An 18300-nucleotide genomic window follows, 5' to 3' on the forward strand; every position below is an offset into this window, starting at 1 on the left:
ACAGCATTAAAATCTGCTTAATTAAATTTATACATATCATGAAAAATTATTTTAAACACCTTAAAATTATTACAATTATCTGTTTTCTATTGGGGAGCTTTGCATTAAGCGCACAAATGAGAGGAATTTGGTTACCACCTAATGGTGGGAATCAAAAATCAGTTGCCACGCAATACATTGGGTTAGTGGAAGCAAAAGTCACCTATCACAGTCCAAATATTATCAGTCCTTCTACCAAAGAAAATAGAAAAGGCAAAATATGGGGGCAATTAGTTCCTTATGGTACAGGAAAAAATGATGCTATAAATGTATGGAGAGCTGGAGCAAATGCGAATACTGTTTTTTCAATTTCTCATGACGTGTTGGTAAATGGACATAAATTACCTGCAGGTAAATATGGGGTCTTTATGATTCCAACTGATAATGAGTGGACCGTTATTTTTTCTAAAGAATCTAGATCTTGGGGAGCATTTGCCTACGATCAAAAAGAAGATTTTTTACGAATTAAAGTAAAACCTGAAACCAATGAATTTACACAATGGTTGGCCTACGAGTTTACAGAAAAGGAAGAAAATACAAGTACAGTTGTATTAAAATGGGACTCACTTAAACTACCTATCAAAATTACAGTTCCGAACTCAAAAGAATTATATGTTGAGCGTCTTAGAAGTGATTTAAAACTTGGAGCAAGATGGAGTAATGAAAGCTTACTTGGAGCAATAAGTTTCTGTATTAACAATGAAATTAACTTAGAAGAAGCAATGACTTGGGTTGAACAATTATTAACAAGAAACAGGACATCTGCCGGCTTGATTGCTAAAGCTAGATTACTTGCAGTGAAAGGTCAAAATGAAGCCGCTGAGAAGATTATGGATGAAATAGTACCTATAGCATCTTCTCCCGAGTTAAATGCGTATGGTTACTCATTGCTAAGAGATAATAAAGTAAAAGAGGCTATTAAAATATTCGCTTTAAATATAAAAAAATATCCAAATGACCCTTTTATTTGGGGACATACAGACAGTTTAGCTGAAGCGCATTTAAAAGATGGAAATAAAAAAATGGCTTTAAAGTATTATAAAATAGCAAAAGAGAAAGCACCTGTTTCACAACATGCATATTTAGATGGTGTAATTGCAAAAATAAAATAATTCATTCTTGGATAAATGAAGTAGCATTTATAGAGAATATCAAGTTGGGTTGATTTTTACCTTAAGATAAATTTTAGTGTCCGTAAAATGAATACGAAAGAAACACAACCGATTATCACATAAATGTACTTTAACATAACAAATATTATTTCATCTTTATAATAAGAAAAAACCCCTGTCAATCAATAGGGGTTTTTTTATGAAACAAAAATATTAGTTCAAAAAAACGGCTTTATGTTCTGCAATATACTCCTCAAAAGAACGAGGTTCATGACCAGTAATATCTTTAACAATAGTAGTTGTTCTATTAAACCTTCCATCAGAAACTTCACTACTGAATTCTCGCAAGTGTTTTGCTAAAAACGGATTAATAGTTGGGTGATCTTTGATAGCATCAATCCATTGATCAACAGTAATTGGGATATATTCAATATCCTGATTTAAAACGTCACCAATGCTTTTAGCGACATCGGAAGCACTATAAGTTTTATTTCCAGTAAGATCATATCTTTTTCCAATATGTTTATTCTTCTTATCATCACTTAAAATTTCTGCTACAACTTCACCAATATCTTTAGGATGAATAATAGTATAATTAGCTTCGGAATTAGGATAGTAAAATTTCTGTTGACTAGCTACAGTTGGTGCGGCAAAACCTAAATAATTCCATGCAAATAATCCTGGTCTAATATGTACGGCTCCAACGTTGGCCCAATCGAATATGCTTTCTGTAATCACATGATTTTGTGTAGCTGGGCTTGGCGTATCTTCTTTAGCACCCATTTGAGACATTTCTACAACCATTTCTACATTTTCCTCTTTTGCTACTTTAGCGAAATAAGCGGCAGCCTTTGGTAAATGATCTGTAAAAGGATAACAAAAGAGGGCTCTTTTAATATCTTTTAAGGCTAATCTTAACGAATTTATATCCATAAAATCACCTTTTACAACTTCTACACCTAGTGCTTCAAGTTGTTTGCTTCTTTCATCTATAGTTCTTACCATAGCTCTAACTTTTATGCCTTTATCAACTAAATGTTGGATGGCATATTGACTTGTTGTTCCGGTTGCTCCGGTAATTAAAATTTCTGTTTTCATTTCTTTTTATAAATTATTAGTAATTGTCATTTTATGTTAGTTATTAAATCCCCCAACGCATTCCTAAGGAAATTCTGCTTTTGTCCTTGAATTGTCCAAAGAGTTGCGTCTCGTTTCCATAGAATATGCTACTTCCTAGAAATAGTTGAGTATTCGTATTTATCCAATAGCTTACCTGTGGTTTAACATAGCCATCACCATGATTTGCATTATGGACCCAGAGGACTTCGGCGGTAAGATTATCGTTCATCATTTCCCTAGAAATTTTTAAGGATGTATTTGTTTCAAATTTATCTCGATTGTAAGGTGAAATATCATCAGTTATGATATCGCTAAATAATTGTGCACTAATAATGTTTTCGCCTTTTATATAATCTATTCCAATGGCAGATTTAAATACATTACTCGTTTCTATTCCACGAGAGGCATTAGAATTTGTAGATGAGAGATTCTGATTGAATATATAGGCAACTTCACCTCTAAAGGTTGATGATCCAATCACTTTATTAAATGTCCCTCCAATTAAATGTTGTCGTTCAAATTTTGGGTTTATCTCAATAAAGGGACTGTTGGTTTCTGAGATATTTAGTTGACTGTAAAAGACTGGTAAATCGTCATAGTAATAAAAATAGTTTAATGATAAATCCCAACCTTTCGTGAACGTGCTTAATTTAAGACCAATATCTGAATCGGCTATAAAACGATTTGGTTTCAAAGTTTTATTGAACACTGCTGAAACACCTTCGGGTGGCGTTTGAAATAAACTTTTAGTAAAGAACGGTGCATCAAAATCTTGTGTTATGTGATACGTATTGTCTGGAATCCAAACAAATTGTACGCCAATGGTCTTTATATCGAACTCTGCTTTTAGGGACCAAAGCGGAATCCGACTGTCTTCAAAATCATCTAGAATAAATTCTCTAAAATTTTGAGGGTTGACAACATCCAATAGTTTTAAACCATCAGTTTCTCCCCAAACAATTTGTTGTTTACCAATAGTTAATCGCAATATATTTTTAATGCTAGTATAGAAATAAAACTCTCTTAATTCTAAATTTGTTCTATCCCCAATAAAAAGGCGTTTACTCATATTAGAAACGGTGTTTTCTTTAGGAACTCCCGCTTCTAAGTTGTCGTTTAATTCAGTATAAAGTTGTCCTTTTAAAACGAATTTTGACTTTCTATTGAGTCTATATGAGAACTCCGGTTTAAAAATAATTTCTGATTTTTGAAGACTTTCTGAATTAAATTCATACGAAAAATCAGAGGTTACAACAAGGCTTGCCTTAAATGATTCCTTAAACTTATTTTGTTTTTCTTGAGCATTCGCTCCTGCTAATGAAAGCAGTAAAACAATGGCTATTTTATATTTTTGTAACATGATATTTCGTTTTAAGAGTTGTAAATATTTTGTTATAAACCGTTTACCAAAGCTTCTTTAGTAAAGGTGTCATCACTTATCTCTGTTTGATAGTCGATATCACTAATACGGAAATACGTTTGGTGATTCGTTTTATGATTTTTCACATGGATTTGATGGTAAGTCCAAATACCTTGAACCTGTTTAATGTCTGTGATTTCAGTCGTTTTTAAAAAATTACCGGCAATATCCCAACTATCTGCTTTCCTCAGCATCCAAATTTTTGCATCTACCCATAGTTTCACTTTACTATATCCTAGTTCTTTAGCTATTTTGTCATTTATTGGATTCCCTTCTAGAACATAAGATTCATGACCGTTAATTAATTCTTTACCAATAGTTTTATAGTTATAATCGTCACGACTTATTCTAGTCTCCAATTTGATATCCTCGTAGGTTAAATCGGTTCCTAGAAAATAATCACCTCTGTTTGCTGCAGATATACGTCTCGTTTTACGCAATGCAGGCATATATAACCATTGGTCATCATCAACAGATGGATCAGGATAATCGTAAGTTAAAAACGCTGTTCCCATAACACTTTTGGGTGTTAGATAAAAAATAGCAAGACGTTTTTCTTCACCAAAGTATTTACGAAGAGATGTAGTTTCGCGTATTCTAACTTTACCTCTCTTATCTTTGAGTTCCATGGTTAATGTTCTACTCATTGAGACACCTTCGTCTCTAGCATGTGTTTTGTCAGCAATACTTTTTCCAGATGGCAAAGACTGTGCGTTACTTTTTGCAGGAAATAGCAATCCAATTGCTAGAAGTCCTATTATTAATTTTGTTTTCATGTGTTTATAATTTTAATGTTATGATACGTTCGTATCTATTTGTTACTGTTTAAAAATTTTGGTTTAATTAAGTAAATTAGTGCTGGCAGTAAGGTGATGCTTCCAATAAAACTAACCAATACAGCAACCGCGACTAAAAACCCGAATTTGCTTAATGGTGGGACTGAACTAGTCATCAATACACCAAATCCTAGTGCTAATGCAAGCAAATTGAAAAGTAAAGCACGACCTGCCGATTTGTAAAACTCGCTATAAGCCTCTTTTATAGGTAATTCTTTTTCTTTCAATAAATATTTGAGACGATCAACTGTATGTACTGCGAAATCTACCCCAACCCCAATGGCAATAGCTGCAAACATTGAAGTTCCAACAGCTAACCATATGTCCATTAGACCCATGACTGTGTAAATGAATAACACAGAAATCGCAACAGGAATGATAGTTAAAACACCAGCCCATATAGAGCGAAAACTTAAAGCAGCAAATATTAATACGACTAACAAAGCTAATATCCCACCGAGAAAATGATTATAGGCTAAGCCACCAATCCAATAGTCATCTACAGTTACTTTTCCGCTAGTTGTTGCTTTAATAATATCATTATTAAAGTGTTCTTCGATATATATATTGGCTTGTTCAACGACTGGTTTTTCAAGTAAATATTCACCAGTATCCATTCTAAATCTAACATTGGCAAGTCGGTAGTCATAGTCTATATAATTGTCAAAATCTGTTGGGTCTCCACTTGCAGAATACAAAAGAAAATATTGTGCTATTAGATTTTTATTATCAGGTAGTGTATAAAATTCTTTTTGGTTTTCATTTAGCGACTGATTCATTTTTTTTAGAAAGTCAACGATAGAAGTGCTTCCTTTAACATGAGGAAGAGTTTCAACATAGGATTGTAATGCTTCAATCTTTCGAAGGTTTTCTGGTTCGAATAAATCTTCATTTTCCGGCGTTTCTATGAAGATGTCTAAATAAGAGGTGCCATCTGTTTTATTATTAATCAAGGCATCTGCTTTTACAATAGGCTCTTCAGACTGAAAGTTATGAATGCGATTTTCATTAATGACAAGTTTCGTTGCTCCATTAATGCCAAAGGCAACTATGATGATGGATATTATTACGATTTTTTTAGGGTGTTTGACTACAATTTCACCGATGAATTGCATCAACTTCCCGAACCAATCAATGTCCTGATTTGGTTTGTATGCCTTACTTAATTGTGGTTTTAATAGCATCATTGCAGCTGGAATCATGAATACAGCATAAACTAGTGCAACAACAACACCTAAAGCGCCAAACAAACCGAAGTACATCATAGGAGGCATATAGGATGATGCGGCTATGGCTAAAAATCCTGCTACGGTCGTAATTGAAGTAATGGTAACAGGTCTCCACATTTGAACCATCGTATTTACAACTAATTCTTTTTGAGTATAGTTAGGATGTTTTGCAGCAATCTCATAATACTCTCCTAGAATATGAATACCATCAGCAACAGCTATGGCTATTAATACGACAGGCAATCCATTTGTTATTACATAGAAGTCGACTCCGAAAGCAGCCATGGCTCCAAGTGTAATACCCACAGAGGCTAATACCATAATATTAGGCAAAACAACAGCTCGCAATCTTCTATAAGCTATGATTAGGATAATTGAAATGATTAAAGCCGCAAAAGGATTCGTCTTCATAGCATCTTCATCAATGTATCTAATGAGGTAACCACTTACAGCACCTTCACCGGCCAGATAAAATTGTTCATTTCTAGATTTATATTCATCTAACAAGGCGATTAAACTTTTATAGACCTCGTGTTGCCTTTTGTCATAGCTATCAAGCATTTCTGCTATAACTAAGGTTGTTGTGTGATCTTTGGAAACTAAACTGCCCTGATATAACTCAAAATCATCAATGGCTTCTTTAACGTCCAGCGCTTTGGCATCAGTTAATTCGTCAATTTCAAAAAATGGATCAACTTCGAGACCTTCATCTGTACCAACGATATTGCTTTCTGTCGATAAGCTTGTGATTTGATCAGGATCTATGCCAGGAATAGCTTTGATTTTTTCGCTTAATTCGTGAACTAATGCGAGTGTTTTTTTATTGAAAATTCCTTTTTCATTTACAATAGCTATGACCATTGGGTCTTTTAATCCAAAAGATTCTTTTACCTGATTTCTAAAAACTAGGATGGGATCGTCTTTTGGCAGAAACGCATCATAGCTTGTGTCCTTAGTCATTTTTGGAATAAATAAAGAGACTCCTATTATGACTAAAATGCTTAATGTTAGTATGATTTTGTAATGTGAAGTCACCTTATTAAAGAACTTTGTGGCTTTACTTTGTTGGTTTTTCATGATTTCTAATTATTTTAAAGGGTGTTTTTTAATACTTTTTTAAATACCATACCGAAGGAGGTGGTATTCATATGTCTGGTGAATAAAAATTTCCCACTCCAGTATAGGAATGCATTTATAAAACCAGGGATACATAGTCTTTTCCTTCCTAGGTATTTTAGTGCCTTTTTAGCAACGAAACCGGGCTCTAAGGGCTTAAACGGGGTTCCTGTAAAATCGTATACCTTTGCAAGGTTGGTTTTTGTGAAGCCTGGAGTTACTGCTAAAACATCAATGTTGTATTTTTTGAACTCGGAGGCAATCCCTTCTGAGAAGATGAGGTTAAAGGCTTTTGTTCCGGCATAGTTTGCGATGTATGGCACACCTTGAAAAGCTACTATTGATGACATATTGATAATGCCTCCTTTTTTTCTTTCTATCATTTTTACTCCAAAATGATGTGTCAATACTAAGGGCGTTTTAATATTTAAATCGATAGTGCCCAAATGTTGTTTGACAGGAATCTTTATAAAATGATTGGAATCTTCGCGACCAGCATTATTGACTAATAGACCTATTTCTAAATCATTTGTTTTTTTAAATAATGTTTCGATATCAGCTTCAATAGTTAAATCTGCTACTATAACTTCAACATTTACTTGGTATATAGAGATGAGTTCTTTTTCTATAGAGCGTAATTTTTTCTCGTTTCGAGCCACAAGGACTATGTTAAGCCCTTGTGATGCAATATGTGTTGCATATTCTTTTCCAATACCTGATGACGCTCCTGTTACTAAAGCCCAACTACCATATTTTTTATTAAATGTTTTCATTTTTGCTTAATTTAAGTTGTATATACAACATTTATATTAAATTTTTTAATTTGGTTTTATGCTACGCTAAACTGTATTTCCTAGTAAAATCGTCGTTTGTTATTCCAGACAATTCACTTTGATTCATAATTGCCTATAATGCTTAACTTTTTTGTTTGTGTTGCTGTTGTTAGCATACTTTAATTGCCTTAATTAATTTAAATTAGTGTGTTTTATTATTGATCTAGTTCAATAAATGTTGTGGCTGCTTTTACCAACGCTTCGGGCTTATCCATATGCACATAATGGCCTGATTTATCAATTATTTCGAGTTCAGCATTAGGGAGCTTTTCAACAATCTCGTGCGCCAGTTTGACATTAATGAAGCGGTCATATTTGCCCCATATAACTAATACTGGTGTAAGTAGTTTGTGAGCAATTGGTTCAAAATACGATTGTCCTATATGAAAGTTTTGAAAATAAGACAAAAAAGCATCTTTGGTATTTTCGTTTTTACCATCTATCGAAAATTCTTTACGAATTTCTTTTGGAATAGAGTGCCCTCTGTAAAATCCTTTGAGATAAGCAATTTCAGCTGATATGCCGGGAAACCAACGAACTAGAGCTTTTCCTATAATAGAACCCTTTCGTGCAAAACTATTTAACTCCCAGGATGCATGTTGTTTTCTAGGAAAGGGAATACCATCCATAACGATGAGTTTCGAAACTAGTTCAGGTCGTTTAAGACCAATTAAAAATGCTGGTAAAAGGGCAATATCCGGAGCCATAATAATGGATTGTTTTATCCTTAAAGTGCCCATAAAGTCTATAACTATATCCGCGAAATTATTTGAATTATAGGCTTCAAAAGAATCAAGGGGCTCGCTTCCACCAAAACCTGGCCAATCTAATGCTATGACGTGATAATTATTGGAAAGTATAGGTGCAACAGCATACCAAGCATGTAAATTTTCAGGAACGCCATGTAATAATATAATTGTCGGTTTTGATATGTCACCTAATTCAGCATAGCGAATTATGCTCTTATTTTTGTTCAACTTAACAGTCTTGGTGACCAGTAGTTGATTTGTTTTGTTGTCTGTTTTCATTTTATTATTTTTTGTATAACCATGACCCTAAAAGCTTTATAGTTAATGGCATTACGGGAAAAACCATTAATGATGCTACAGCAAAAACTGCTATTAATACAGCTAATTCTTTTGGTACACTTTGCATTGGAGTTAGTAATTTTAAAAGCCACTGTATTATCATAAGTAATGGATATACTGTGAAAGTCGTTATTAAAACTTGTTTCCAATAAATTGGTCTTTGGGGCTGCATTTGTGAAACTGATTTGACCGAATTTTCTGAGTTGAATTTGTTATTTGATTGTTTCATAATTTTGGATAGGCTATAAAGTTGTATATACAACATGACCATCAAATTTTTTTTATTTTAGTTTTTCTTCTAAGGATTTGATGTTTTCCAGACCCTCATTTCCTATTTTGGCCATGAAAGTGTCCATTAAAGATTCCCATACTGGCATTATTGCTTGAATCAAATTATGTCCTTTTGTTGTTAATTCAATCTCGGGACGATAGTCTGTAGTTTTTGTTAGAATTTCTCTTTTTTCAAGTAGCTTTACGTTTCTACTGACAGTTGATCTCTCCAAAACTAAAGCCTCACCAATTTTTCCTTGCTCTACTTTACCTAACTTTGTTAAAGCAAATAAAATGCTTAATTGGCTTTCAGTAATATCAAAATCTTTCAAGCTTGATCTAAAATCTTTATCCACAATTCGAGATAAACATCTTAATCTATTTCCAATACAATGTTCTACGTTATATTTCATGAGACAAACATAAGATATATATGTTGTATATGCAACATATAATTTGATTTTAACAATTATTTGGCTGTTTTTTGAGTTCAATTAATGAGACTTGATATTAAAACTATAAAGAATTCGGAAATTCAAATACCAAACTGTTAATCACTTGCTCTTTTTGTTTTTAAAGTAGCTTTCCCTGTTTTCAATCCTTTTCCAGTTACTGAGAGTTCCATGCTGCCTTCTTCATTTGTAGATTGAACGAGTACTACCAGTTTTCCACTAAATAACTTCATAGTGGGTAGATGAAATAATTCAAGAGATGTTGCATCTCCATTACATGCAGCTCTATAGGTTCCTTTTCCTTTGACTTTAAACTTTAATTGATGGGTTGCTGTTGGGCAAGGAATGCCGTATTTGTCTTCCACAGAAACCGTTACATATGCTAAATCTTCACCGTTAGCTTTAATGGTTTTTACTTCAGAATCAAGAATGATTTGATGAGGTTTTCCAGCAGTTTTGATTTCTTTTTCGGAAACTGCTTTTCCGTCCTTATCGAAAACGACCACTTTTAAAGTGCCTGGTTCATACTTGACATCCATCCACATTAAGCGATATCGGTTTTGCGGTGTTTCTTTCGTTTTCTTTTGAATGCCTAAACTTTTTCCATTTAAAAATAATTCGGCACTATTATAACTAGTATAGACAAAAACAGGAGTTGTTTGCCCTTCGCGACCTTCCCAATTCCAATGCGGTAACATGTGTAAAGTTTCGTCGGTTGTATTCCATCGACTTCGATATAAATAGTATCGATCTTTAGGCAACCCTGCTAAGTCATTTATTCCAAAATACGAACTACGTGAAGGCCAAGATTCGTCATAAGGTGTAGGTTCTCCTAAATAATCAAAACCAGTCCAAACAAATTCTCCAATAACCCAAGGTTTATCATCTTGTAATACGAAATCATCATCTGGTACGTTTGACCAGCTACAATATTCTAAATCATAGGATGATGACTGAAAATCATCATATTGTTTCATACTAGCTTTTTCCACAGGAAACTTATAAATACCTCGAGAACTTACTGTAGAAGCCGTTTCAGATCCTAAAATAAACCCTTGTGGAAATTTCTCATGAGCTTCATCGTATAGATGTACACGATAATTAAGACCAGGAATATCCATTATTGCTCCAAATCCAGACGCCATCGTTGCCTTTACTTGATCCATACCAACTGTAACAGGTCTTGTTGGGTCTTCACGATGAAAAATATCTTGCAACCATTTGGCGCGTTTTACACCTTCGGTTCCCCATTGATCAGGGACTTCATTACCTGAACTCCACATGACTATGCTAGGGTGATTTCGTGTCGCATGTACTAGATTAATAATATCTTTCTCGGCATATTCATCAAAAAAACGATTGTAACCATTTTTTACTTTTGGCAATGCCCATTCATCAAAACTTTCGGCTAAAAACATAAAACCCATTTCGTCACATAATTCTAATTGTTCTATAGAAGGCATATTGTGAGAACTTCTAATGGCATCACATCCCATATCTTTTAAAATTCTTAGTTGCCGCCTCAAAGCCGATTTATTAACGGCAGTTCCTATTGGACCTAAATCGTGATGTAAGCAAACACCTTTAAATTTTCTAACCTCACCATTTAAGCTAAACCCTTTATTGGCTTCATATTTTATATGTCTAATTCCGAAACGTTTGGTGATTTGATCTATTAGTTCATTTCCAGAATATAATCGTGAAATTGCAGTATAAAGATATGGCGTTTCCGGACTCCAAAGTTTGGGGTTTTTAACTGCAATATTTTGTTCAAATTGATGACCAAACAGGGTTTTAGTTTCATTAGAAATTAGTGTCTTGCCGTCGGCATCTAAAATATCAGTTACTAGACGTAAATTTTCACCTGAAACTTGTGTTTTGACGTTAACTTGAGCTACTTCCGAAGTAATTAAAGGTGTTGTAATAAACGTTCCCCATTGATCAATGCTCGCTTTGTCTTTAACAATGACTTGAACTTTTCTGTATAAGCCAGCTCCTGGATACCATCTTGAGGATAAACCAAGGTTATTTAATTTTACAGCAAGTGTGTTTTTTTCTTTAGCGTTTATATAGTCTGAAATATCAAAATAGAAGTAACTATAGCCATATTTCCATTCTCCAACTTTTTCATCATTTAAATAGATTTCAGGTTCGCTCATGGCGCCTTCAAAAACAATCAAGACTTTTTTGTTATCATCATAATTTGGAAGAGAGAACGATGTGCGGTACCAAGCTTCTCCTATATATGGCAATGCACCTGTTCTGCCGGTTTTTTCAGAAGCTATTTTTTCACCATTTTGTTCTATGGCTACCGTTTGTTTGTCAACTTCTTTATCGAAAGGACCATAAATCGCCCAATCATGAGGAACTGTAACATTCTCCCATTGAGAATCATCGTAGTTGGTTGTTTGGGCTGTTGGGTAACTGCCTTTGCTAAACTTCCATCCATCACGCAAAGTAAGGACGTCTCTGGTTTGTGCTTCAGTAAAAAAAGGAATTACTAATAGGAAGATAAAGAGCGATAAGACGTGAGTTTTGAAATTCATCTTTAGGAGTTAGTCGTTTAGTGCATTATTATAAAATTGTATTCCTAGAGTTGCTTGGTTATTGTTGTCAAACAGAGTAGCGTTGTCCCAGTGTGATCCTTGTGCCCAAATTGTAGAGCAGTCTGTGGACACCCAAGCAGGTTCCCAATAGATTAAACCTTGTCCGCCAACGTTTTCAATAATAGATCGGAGTTGATTGAGATAATCTAATTGACCTTGTTGTGAAGCAGGATAACCATTTACTAAAGCATCTGACCCCAGAATATTATTTGCTGAATCTCCATTGTTGAGTGTGAATGGGTATGCAGTTTCAACAATCATTAATTTTTTATTATAAGTTTCTTTTAAAGTCGTCAATGGGATGTGAACATTTTCTAAACTATATTCTGACCATATGGGATAGTAAGACAAACCAATCCAATCGTAATCTGTTACGCCATTTTGTATTGCCTGTTCAAACCACCAAAGGCCATTTTCTGGTTGTGCAATATGGAGCATAACTTCAAGGTCTGTATGATGTGCTTCTGAAATATCTCGAACAGCTTTAATGCCTTTGTTTAATAAGAAAGAATTTCTAGTCCAGTCGATAGGCCATTCTAGTTCTCCTTGTTGGAGAATCATGCCATTAATTTCATTACCAACTTGAACCATATCTGGTAAGAGATTTAGAGAGGCAAGATTGTTTAAAGTTTCATAGGTATAATCATATAGTAGATTTCCTAAGGCTTCAGTATTATTGATATCATTTAACCAAGCACTTGGAATTTCTTGTTTAGAAGGATCAGCCCATGTATCACTGTAATGAAAATCTAAGAGTACTTTCATGCCTTTCGATTTAGCCCGCTGAATGCTTTTTTTCACATCATTATAATTGGAATAGTTGGTCCAATCAGGATTATGCCATAACCGCACTCTTACTAGATTGGTTCCTGCATTTTTAAAAATATCGTATACATCTAATGTTGTACCGTTGGAGTTTTTATATGCAGCTCCGCAGTCTTCCATTTCGTTAACATAAGACAAATCAGCTCCATAATAGAAGTTGATGGTTTCTTCTGGTATGATATCGTCGTCAGCAACATCTTCATCTTGGATGTCATTATTGTTTTGTTGATTATTGTTGTTCGAGTTACATGAAATATTTAAAACAGTCAATAGTGATATGAAGAGTATATATCTTGTGTTAATTAATTTCATGACTAAGTGGATAAAATTCTTATTAAAGGTAATAGCCTAAACAATAAAAGCCCTATTAACTTTGCTAAGCTAATTAAAAAACACAAAAAGATCTATCAGTACCTACCAGTTTGTTTTTATATTAACCTAATAGGATATGTTGTGGTAAAAAATAAGGTGTAACTACATTTAAATAAGTGATTCAATATGTCTTTACTCCATTAAATCGGAATATATCAAGCACCAATAAACTACAAAAAAACCTCCAAGTATAACTTGGAGGTTTTTAGACTAATTCAAATCACTAATTAATCTGTATTAAAGTTTAATAAGCTTCGTGGTTAATGTTTGACCATTATTGTTTTCAATTCTAACGAAATAGATACTCTGCGTTAAATCTGAAATATCATAAGTGTCAATTTCAGTAAAATCTCCATTAAAAGACTTTACCAATTTACCTGTAATATCAAATATATGTAGGCCGTTTAAAGCTCTATTTGTTTTAAATGATGTATTTACGGGATTTGGATAAATACTAAATGTATTGTTAGCATTTAAGTCATCTGTACTTAAAGTCGCTGGCATATTTCCGAAGATTCTAAATTGACCTGCAGGAATATTTACTGTTCCAGAACTATAAGTTGTATTTCCAGTTGGATCCATAAGATCGAACCAATTTCCACCAGTCGGGAAATTTGTATTTACGGTTTGAGTAACTACATCAAAATTTGCTAATACAATAACGTTTCGTATTTCTGTAGCAGGAAGACTAGTATCGAAAACATCAATTCTAGGTGTTAGGTTGCCAGAAGTGATTGTGTAATCACCTTCAAAAACGGGTTCGCTGATTTTCAACTCAATTAATCTTGCCCAATCATCATAGATTTGATTCCTATTAGAATCGCCCAACCAGTTTTCTGTCCATTGGGGTTGCGGTTTTGTGTCTAATTTACAGCCATCATCGTCCACACTTCCATCGGGACATGTGAATAAAGAATTATCCATTCCCAATGCAGCAAAATGCCATATCATTTTAGGACCTGGAACCGTTAAAGTAACAGCACCTATGGCAGACATTCTTGATAAAGCTGTATTTAAATCCCTAACATTATGTGATCCAACACCATCATTTCCGAATTCTACTGCTTTGTACATTATACGTTCTTCATCATGGCTTTCTGGATAACCCATCACTCGAGGTCCATTAAATTGTGTACGAGACTTGTGACCAATTGCATTGATATTATTATTGGAGTTAAAGCCCATTAACAATTGACTATATGGATCTGTCATTTTTCCCCACATCATAATGCCTTTGCCTTCTCCTAAACGGTGATTTGCCCATTCTTTTTCTTCATTTTGAGTTCCTAAGTGCTCAAAAATCACATAATGATCTGGATCTAAAGACCATGAATAATCAGCATAAGCCTTTAATATATCAACACGATCTTGCTGATAAGCATTTGTACAGCCTTCATCATTCCCTGAACAATTTTGAGTAAATCCTTTTGTTAAGTCCCAACGGAAACCGTCAACTTTAAAATCTTCAACCCAATGTTTAATAACACGTCTTGTGTATTCTTGAGTTAGTGCGCTTTGATGATTAAAATCATCACCAACACTATAACTATGTCTGGCAGTTTCATTAAAATAGGGGTTAGCACTACTTGGTCCACCCCAACCATCACCATCAGGATCGTTCATCCACATACGTACCATAGGGTTTCTTCCGAAGGCATGGTTAAGCGCTACATCAAGAATTACAGCAATGCCATTTTGATGACATAAATCTACAAATTCTTTGAACTTGTTTTCTGTTCCGTAGTATTTGTCTAATGCTAAATGGTATGCTGTATTATAACCCCAACTTTCATTACCTTCAAATTCCATGACTGGCATTAATTGAATAGCATTTACATTAAGATTTTTGAAGTAATCAATTCTATCTATTAAATCTTGATAATTTCTGTTGGCATCAAAGTCTCTAACAAGCACTTCATAAACAATTAAATCTTCCTCTTTTGGAGCATTAAAATTTGCTACTTGCCAATTATATGATGTTTGGCCTGTTTGCAACACGGTTACTTCACGTTCTTGACCAGCAGGATATGTTGGTAAGTTAGGATATGTATTTGAAGGGATAAAAGGATCATCAAAAGGTGATAGTACTAATGTAGAAAACGGATCAGCGGTTTTCACCAATGACGGTGAATCAGCAACTGGATTAGTATCAAATACCCAATATTGATAAGTTTCGATTTGACCAGAGGTTAAACCAGTTAATTCTAACCAATATTTTCCTGTTGAAATATCGCGTTTCATAACATCAGCATTCGTGGGTGTGTAGTTGTTGAAACTTCCAGCTATCTGAATAAACTCCTTGCCAGGAGCAGTAAGTACTAATGTCGCTTTAGTTGCGTCAGAACTATAATTAATACCATCTTCAACACCTGAAGGAAGTGCTTGTTCTACAACAGTAGGAGCAACCACAACTTCAAAACTAGCTTCTCCAGTTTCTGAAGAACCAGGAGGTGTTCCAACAAATTTCACAGTACCACTTTGAGTAATGTTATTAATAGTGGTATTACATGCAGGAAATCCACACGATCCAGTAATAATAGATACATCGTTATAAAAGATTTCAAAGCTGCCTTGAACAGTCGTGCCACCTTGAAAAACTATTGTAGCACTTACTGATAAATTATCACCAGAATTTAAAACTACAATATCATTTGAAGGTTGCGAAATAGTAATCTGTACACTACCAATTGGGAGGATGAAATCCTCACAACCATCATCTTTTAATTCTTGTGAGCCATCTTCATTTCTGAAAACCATTCCTATTTGAGTAGCACTATCTGCCTGCATTTGAGTAATACCGTAATACGTTTGAGGAGTAATAGTGATACTGAATGTTCCATCTCCATTAGATGTCATTTGACCAACACCATCATCTTGTCCCCAATTACCTATAACATTAAAACCAAAAGCGTCTGAATTGTCACCAATACCAGAATGCATATAAACTTTTGTAGGATTAATAAACCCATTACAATTCGTGTCTGAACTATTGGTGTCAACTGTTATGGTAACCGACTGATCTACTTCAATAGCACCAACACTCAAAGTTACTTGAGCAAATGTATTTAAGGAAATAAGAGTTATTAAAGAGTATAATATTTTTTTCATAGTGACATGTAATTTTTAAAAAAAAGGCCATGCATTACACATAGCCTTTTTTAAGAATGTTATAATTTACTCCACAGTAATTGTTAAGTTACCAGTGTCTACTGTTACAGTATAAGTTCCTGGTGTGCCATCGAAGAAGAAATTACTATCTCCATCACCAGCATTAGATAAATCTGAATCAATAGTATAACCATCACCTTCGTAAGTTGGATAGTTGATTCCAGTTCCCCAATCACTATTGACTGTAAAGAATCTGAATGCGTCATTTGTTAATGCAACTGATCCAGAATAAATACCAGCACCAGTACATGGTAAGGCTACAGGAGTGTCCCAAGACCATCCAGCATCAACAACACCAGCACCTACTAACCACAATTGTTCAAAATCACATTGTAGTTGTTCAGGTCCTAAAGTAATGGTCTTATTAATATCATCAACTGTTAGGAAATACGTTCCTGGTGTTCCGTTGAAGAAGAAATTATTATCACCATCCATTGCATCGTTGAAATTAGAATCTATTGTGTATCCATTTCCGTCATAAGCTGGATAGTTAATTCCAGTTCCCCAATCGCTATTCACTGAGAAGAATCTGAATGCATCATTTGTTAAAGCTACATTTCCTGAGTATGTTCCATTTCCAGTACATGGTAATGCCACAGGAGTATCCCATGACCAACCAGCATCAACAATACCTGCACCTACTAACCATAATTGGTCGAAGTTACAGTTTGGTCCTATGACAGGAGGTCCCAATGTTATCGTTTTTGCGTCTGTATCTATTTCAATGAAGTATTCACCTGGTGTACCAACAAATTGGAAATTACTATCACCATCTAAAGCATTCGCTAGGTTAGAATCAATAGTGTAACCTGATGACTCATAAAAAGGATAGTTTCTTCCAGAACCCCAGTCAGTATTAACGGTAAAGAATCTAAATGCATCATTTACTAAGTTGATATTTCCAGAGTATTTAGTGCCTTGTAATGGTAATTCTATTGGAGTGTCCCAAGACCATCCAGCATCTGGAGCTCCAGCACCAACAACATATAATATTGGGGCTAATTCTATACTGTATGGTGTTACAGTAACAGTAACAACTTCAGAAAAACGTTCCAAATTACCAGCCTCCATTTCTATAGTAGCTTTAACTCTAACATCTAAACTTCCAGCTTCTTCAGCGGCTAATCCTGCATTAAGAGCTATATCATTAAACTCTAAAGTAGTTAGGCTTAAGAATAGTTGCCCTTCAGGGACACTAACGCTTACAGCACTTTCAAAACTTGTTCCTGTTGCAACGAACTGAACTTCATAGCTAACGGTTGCTGAGCTATTATCTCCAAAATCGGGGTCTTCCCATTCAATACGGAAGGCTTCAGCATTTGGATTAGTCTCCAAAAGCACAATCTCTAAAAATTCCTCTGCTATTGTAGTTTCTGGTTCAGATTCAGCAAATGATGAGACACTAAAGCTAATGCTGTTAGAAATTTCAGATCCTGAAACAACTCTCATAAATACGGTGAATGGTTCAAAAGCATCTGCTCCTGCATCCAATACCGTATTGTTAAATTCGGCAACTGTCATTGTAAATCTATCCGTTGTAGATGATCCAATTACTGTTGGGGTTTCAAACAAAGTATCAGGAGATAATTCAATCATGTAATTTCCTCCAGTTGTTAACTGATCGTTCCATACAATTGTGAAAGCCTCATTATCTGGTACATTGTAATTTAAGTTGATATTAGATATCGCAGGCTCCAAAAGTCTAAATGAAGCATCAGGAGATGTGATATCAATACTTTCTTCTGTTTCGCACGCTACAAATACTAAGAACAAGCTTAATATTAGCACACTGATTTTATTGATTTTCATAGTGTT

The 18300-nt window shown here is 34.4% G+C and carries 13 protein-coding genes; 1 reads left to right on the top strand and 12 read right to left on the bottom strand.

The window, feature by feature from the left end; all coding sequences use genetic code 11:
• Positions 1-38: 38 nt before the first annotated feature.
• A complete protein-coding gene (locus V7719_RS01440) occupies positions 39-1151 on the top strand; it encodes a DUF2911 domain-containing protein (protein WP_335728074.1) in 1113 nt (370 codons plus the stop codon).
• Positions 1152-1364: 213 nt separating this feature from the next.
• Here V7719_RS01440 and V7719_RS01445 read toward each other — a convergent pair whose 3' ends face one another.
• The 12 genes from V7719_RS01445 to V7719_RS01500 form a co-directional block, all read right to left on the bottom strand.
• Entirely contained in the window at positions 1365-2249 is an 885-nt protein-coding gene (locus tag V7719_RS01445) for an NmrA family NAD(P)-binding protein (protein WP_335728075.1), read from the bottom strand.
• Positions 2250-2292: 43 nt separating this feature from the next.
• Positions 2293-3630 carry a DUF1302 family protein gene (locus V7719_RS01450; RefSeq protein WP_335728076.1) on the bottom strand — a complete coding sequence of 446 codons (1338 nt, stop codon included), beginning with the start codon at positions 3628-3630 and terminating at the stop codon, positions 2293-2295.
• A 32-nt stretch (positions 3631-3662) separates the two neighbouring features.
• Positions 3663-4466, bottom strand: coding sequence for an outer membrane lipoprotein-sorting protein (locus tag V7719_RS01455; protein WP_335728077.1), 804 nt, complete (start codon positions 4464-4466; stop codon positions 3663-3665).
• 35 nt (positions 4467-4501) lie between these two features.
• Complete coding sequence (locus V7719_RS01460; RefSeq protein WP_335728078.1) at positions 4502-6832, bottom strand: efflux RND transporter permease subunit; 2331 nt, start codon at positions 6830-6832, stop codon at positions 4502-4504.
• 14 nt (positions 6833-6846) lie between these two features.
• Entirely contained in the window at positions 6847-7644 is a 798-nt protein-coding gene (locus V7719_RS01465; protein ID WP_335728079.1) for an SDR family NAD(P)-dependent oxidoreductase, read from the bottom strand.
• Between the two features lie 215 nt (positions 7645-7859).
• Positions 7860-8732 (bottom strand): alpha/beta fold hydrolase, encoded by an 873-nt coding sequence (locus V7719_RS01470; RefSeq protein ID WP_335728080.1) that lies wholly within the window; start codon positions 8730-8732, stop codon positions 7860-7862.
• A 4-nt stretch (positions 8733-8736) separates the two neighbouring features.
• Complete coding sequence (locus V7719_RS01475) at positions 8737-9021, bottom strand: hypothetical protein (protein WP_335728081.1); 285 nt, start codon at positions 9019-9021, stop codon at positions 8737-8739.
• A gap of 52 nt (positions 9022-9073) precedes the next feature.
• Complete coding sequence (locus V7719_RS01480) at positions 9074-9475, bottom strand: MarR family winged helix-turn-helix transcriptional regulator (RefSeq protein ID WP_335728082.1); 402 nt, start codon at positions 9473-9475, stop codon at positions 9074-9076.
• A gap of 137 nt (positions 9476-9612) precedes the next feature.
• Positions 9613-12060: a DUF4982 domain-containing protein gene (locus V7719_RS01485; protein WP_335728083.1), complete on the bottom strand. Its 2448-nt coding sequence runs from the start codon at positions 12058-12060 to the stop codon at positions 9613-9615.
• Between the two features lie 9 nt (positions 12061-12069).
• Positions 12070-13257, bottom strand: a complete 1188-nt coding sequence (locus tag V7719_RS01490; RefSeq protein WP_335728084.1) for a glycoside hydrolase family 53 protein — start codon at positions 13255-13257, stop codon at positions 12070-12072.
• A 297-nt stretch (positions 13258-13554) separates the two neighbouring features.
• Positions 13555-16425 (bottom strand): alpha-amylase family glycosyl hydrolase, encoded by a 2871-nt coding sequence (locus V7719_RS01495; protein ID WP_335728085.1) that lies wholly within the window; start codon positions 16423-16425, stop codon positions 13555-13557.
• A 66-nt stretch (positions 16426-16491) separates the two neighbouring features.
• The gene (locus V7719_RS01500; protein WP_335728086.1) at positions 16492-18294 is read right to left on the bottom strand and encodes a SusE domain-containing protein; all 1803 of its coding nucleotides are present in this window, start codon (positions 18292-18294) and stop codon (positions 16492-16494) included.
• Positions 18295-18300 lie beyond the last annotated feature (6 nt).

This window comes from Psychroserpens sp. (assembly GCF_036960315.1).
GTDB lineage: Bacteria > Bacteroidota > Bacteroidia > Flavobacteriales > Flavobacteriaceae > Psychroserpens.

Bases quoted from the DNA above. Each gene is read 5' to 3' on its own strand.
- V7719_RS01440 (WP_335728074.1), top strand. From the start codon at position 39: ATGAAAAATTATTTTAAACACCTTAAAATTATTACAATTATCTGTTTT.
- V7719_RS01445 (WP_335728075.1), bottom strand. From the start codon at position 2,249: ATGAAAACAGAAATTTTAATTACCGGAGCAACCGGAACAACAAGTCAA.
- V7719_RS01450 (WP_335728076.1), bottom strand. From the start codon at position 3,630: ATGTTACAAAAATATAAAATAGCCATTGTTTTACTGCTTTCATTAGCA.
- V7719_RS01455 (WP_335728077.1), bottom strand. From the start codon at position 4,466: ATGAAAACAAAATTAATAATAGGACTTCTAGCAATTGGATTGCTATTT.
- V7719_RS01460 (WP_335728078.1), bottom strand. From the start codon at position 6,832: ATGAAAAACCAACAAAGTAAAGCCACAAAGTTCTTTAATAAGGTGACT.
- V7719_RS01465 (WP_335728079.1), bottom strand. From the start codon at position 7,644: ATGAAAACATTTAATAAAAAATATGGTAGTTGGGCTTTAGTAACAGGA.
- V7719_RS01470 (WP_335728080.1), bottom strand. From the start codon at position 8,732: ATGAAAACAGACAACAAAACAAATCAACTACTGGTCACCAAGACTGTT.
- V7719_RS01475 (WP_335728081.1), bottom strand. From the start codon at position 9,021: ATGAAACAATCAAATAACAAATTCAACTCAGAAAATTCGGTCAAATCA.
- V7719_RS01480 (WP_335728082.1), bottom strand. From the start codon at position 9,475: ATGAAATATAACGTAGAACATTGTATTGGAAATAGATTAAGATGTTTA.
- V7719_RS01485 (WP_335728083.1), bottom strand. From the start codon at position 12,060: ATGAATTTCAAAACTCACGTCTTATCGCTCTTTATCTTCCTATTAGTA.
- V7719_RS01490 (WP_335728084.1), bottom strand. From the start codon at position 13,257: ATGAAATTAATTAACACAAGATATATACTCTTCATATCACTATTGACT.
- V7719_RS01495 (WP_335728085.1), bottom strand. From the start codon at position 16,425: ATGAAAAAAATATTATACTCTTTAATAACTCTTATTTCCTTAAATACA.
- V7719_RS01500 (WP_335728086.1), bottom strand. From the start codon at position 18,294: ATGAAAATCAATAAAATCAGTGTGCTAATATTAAGCTTGTTCTTAGTA.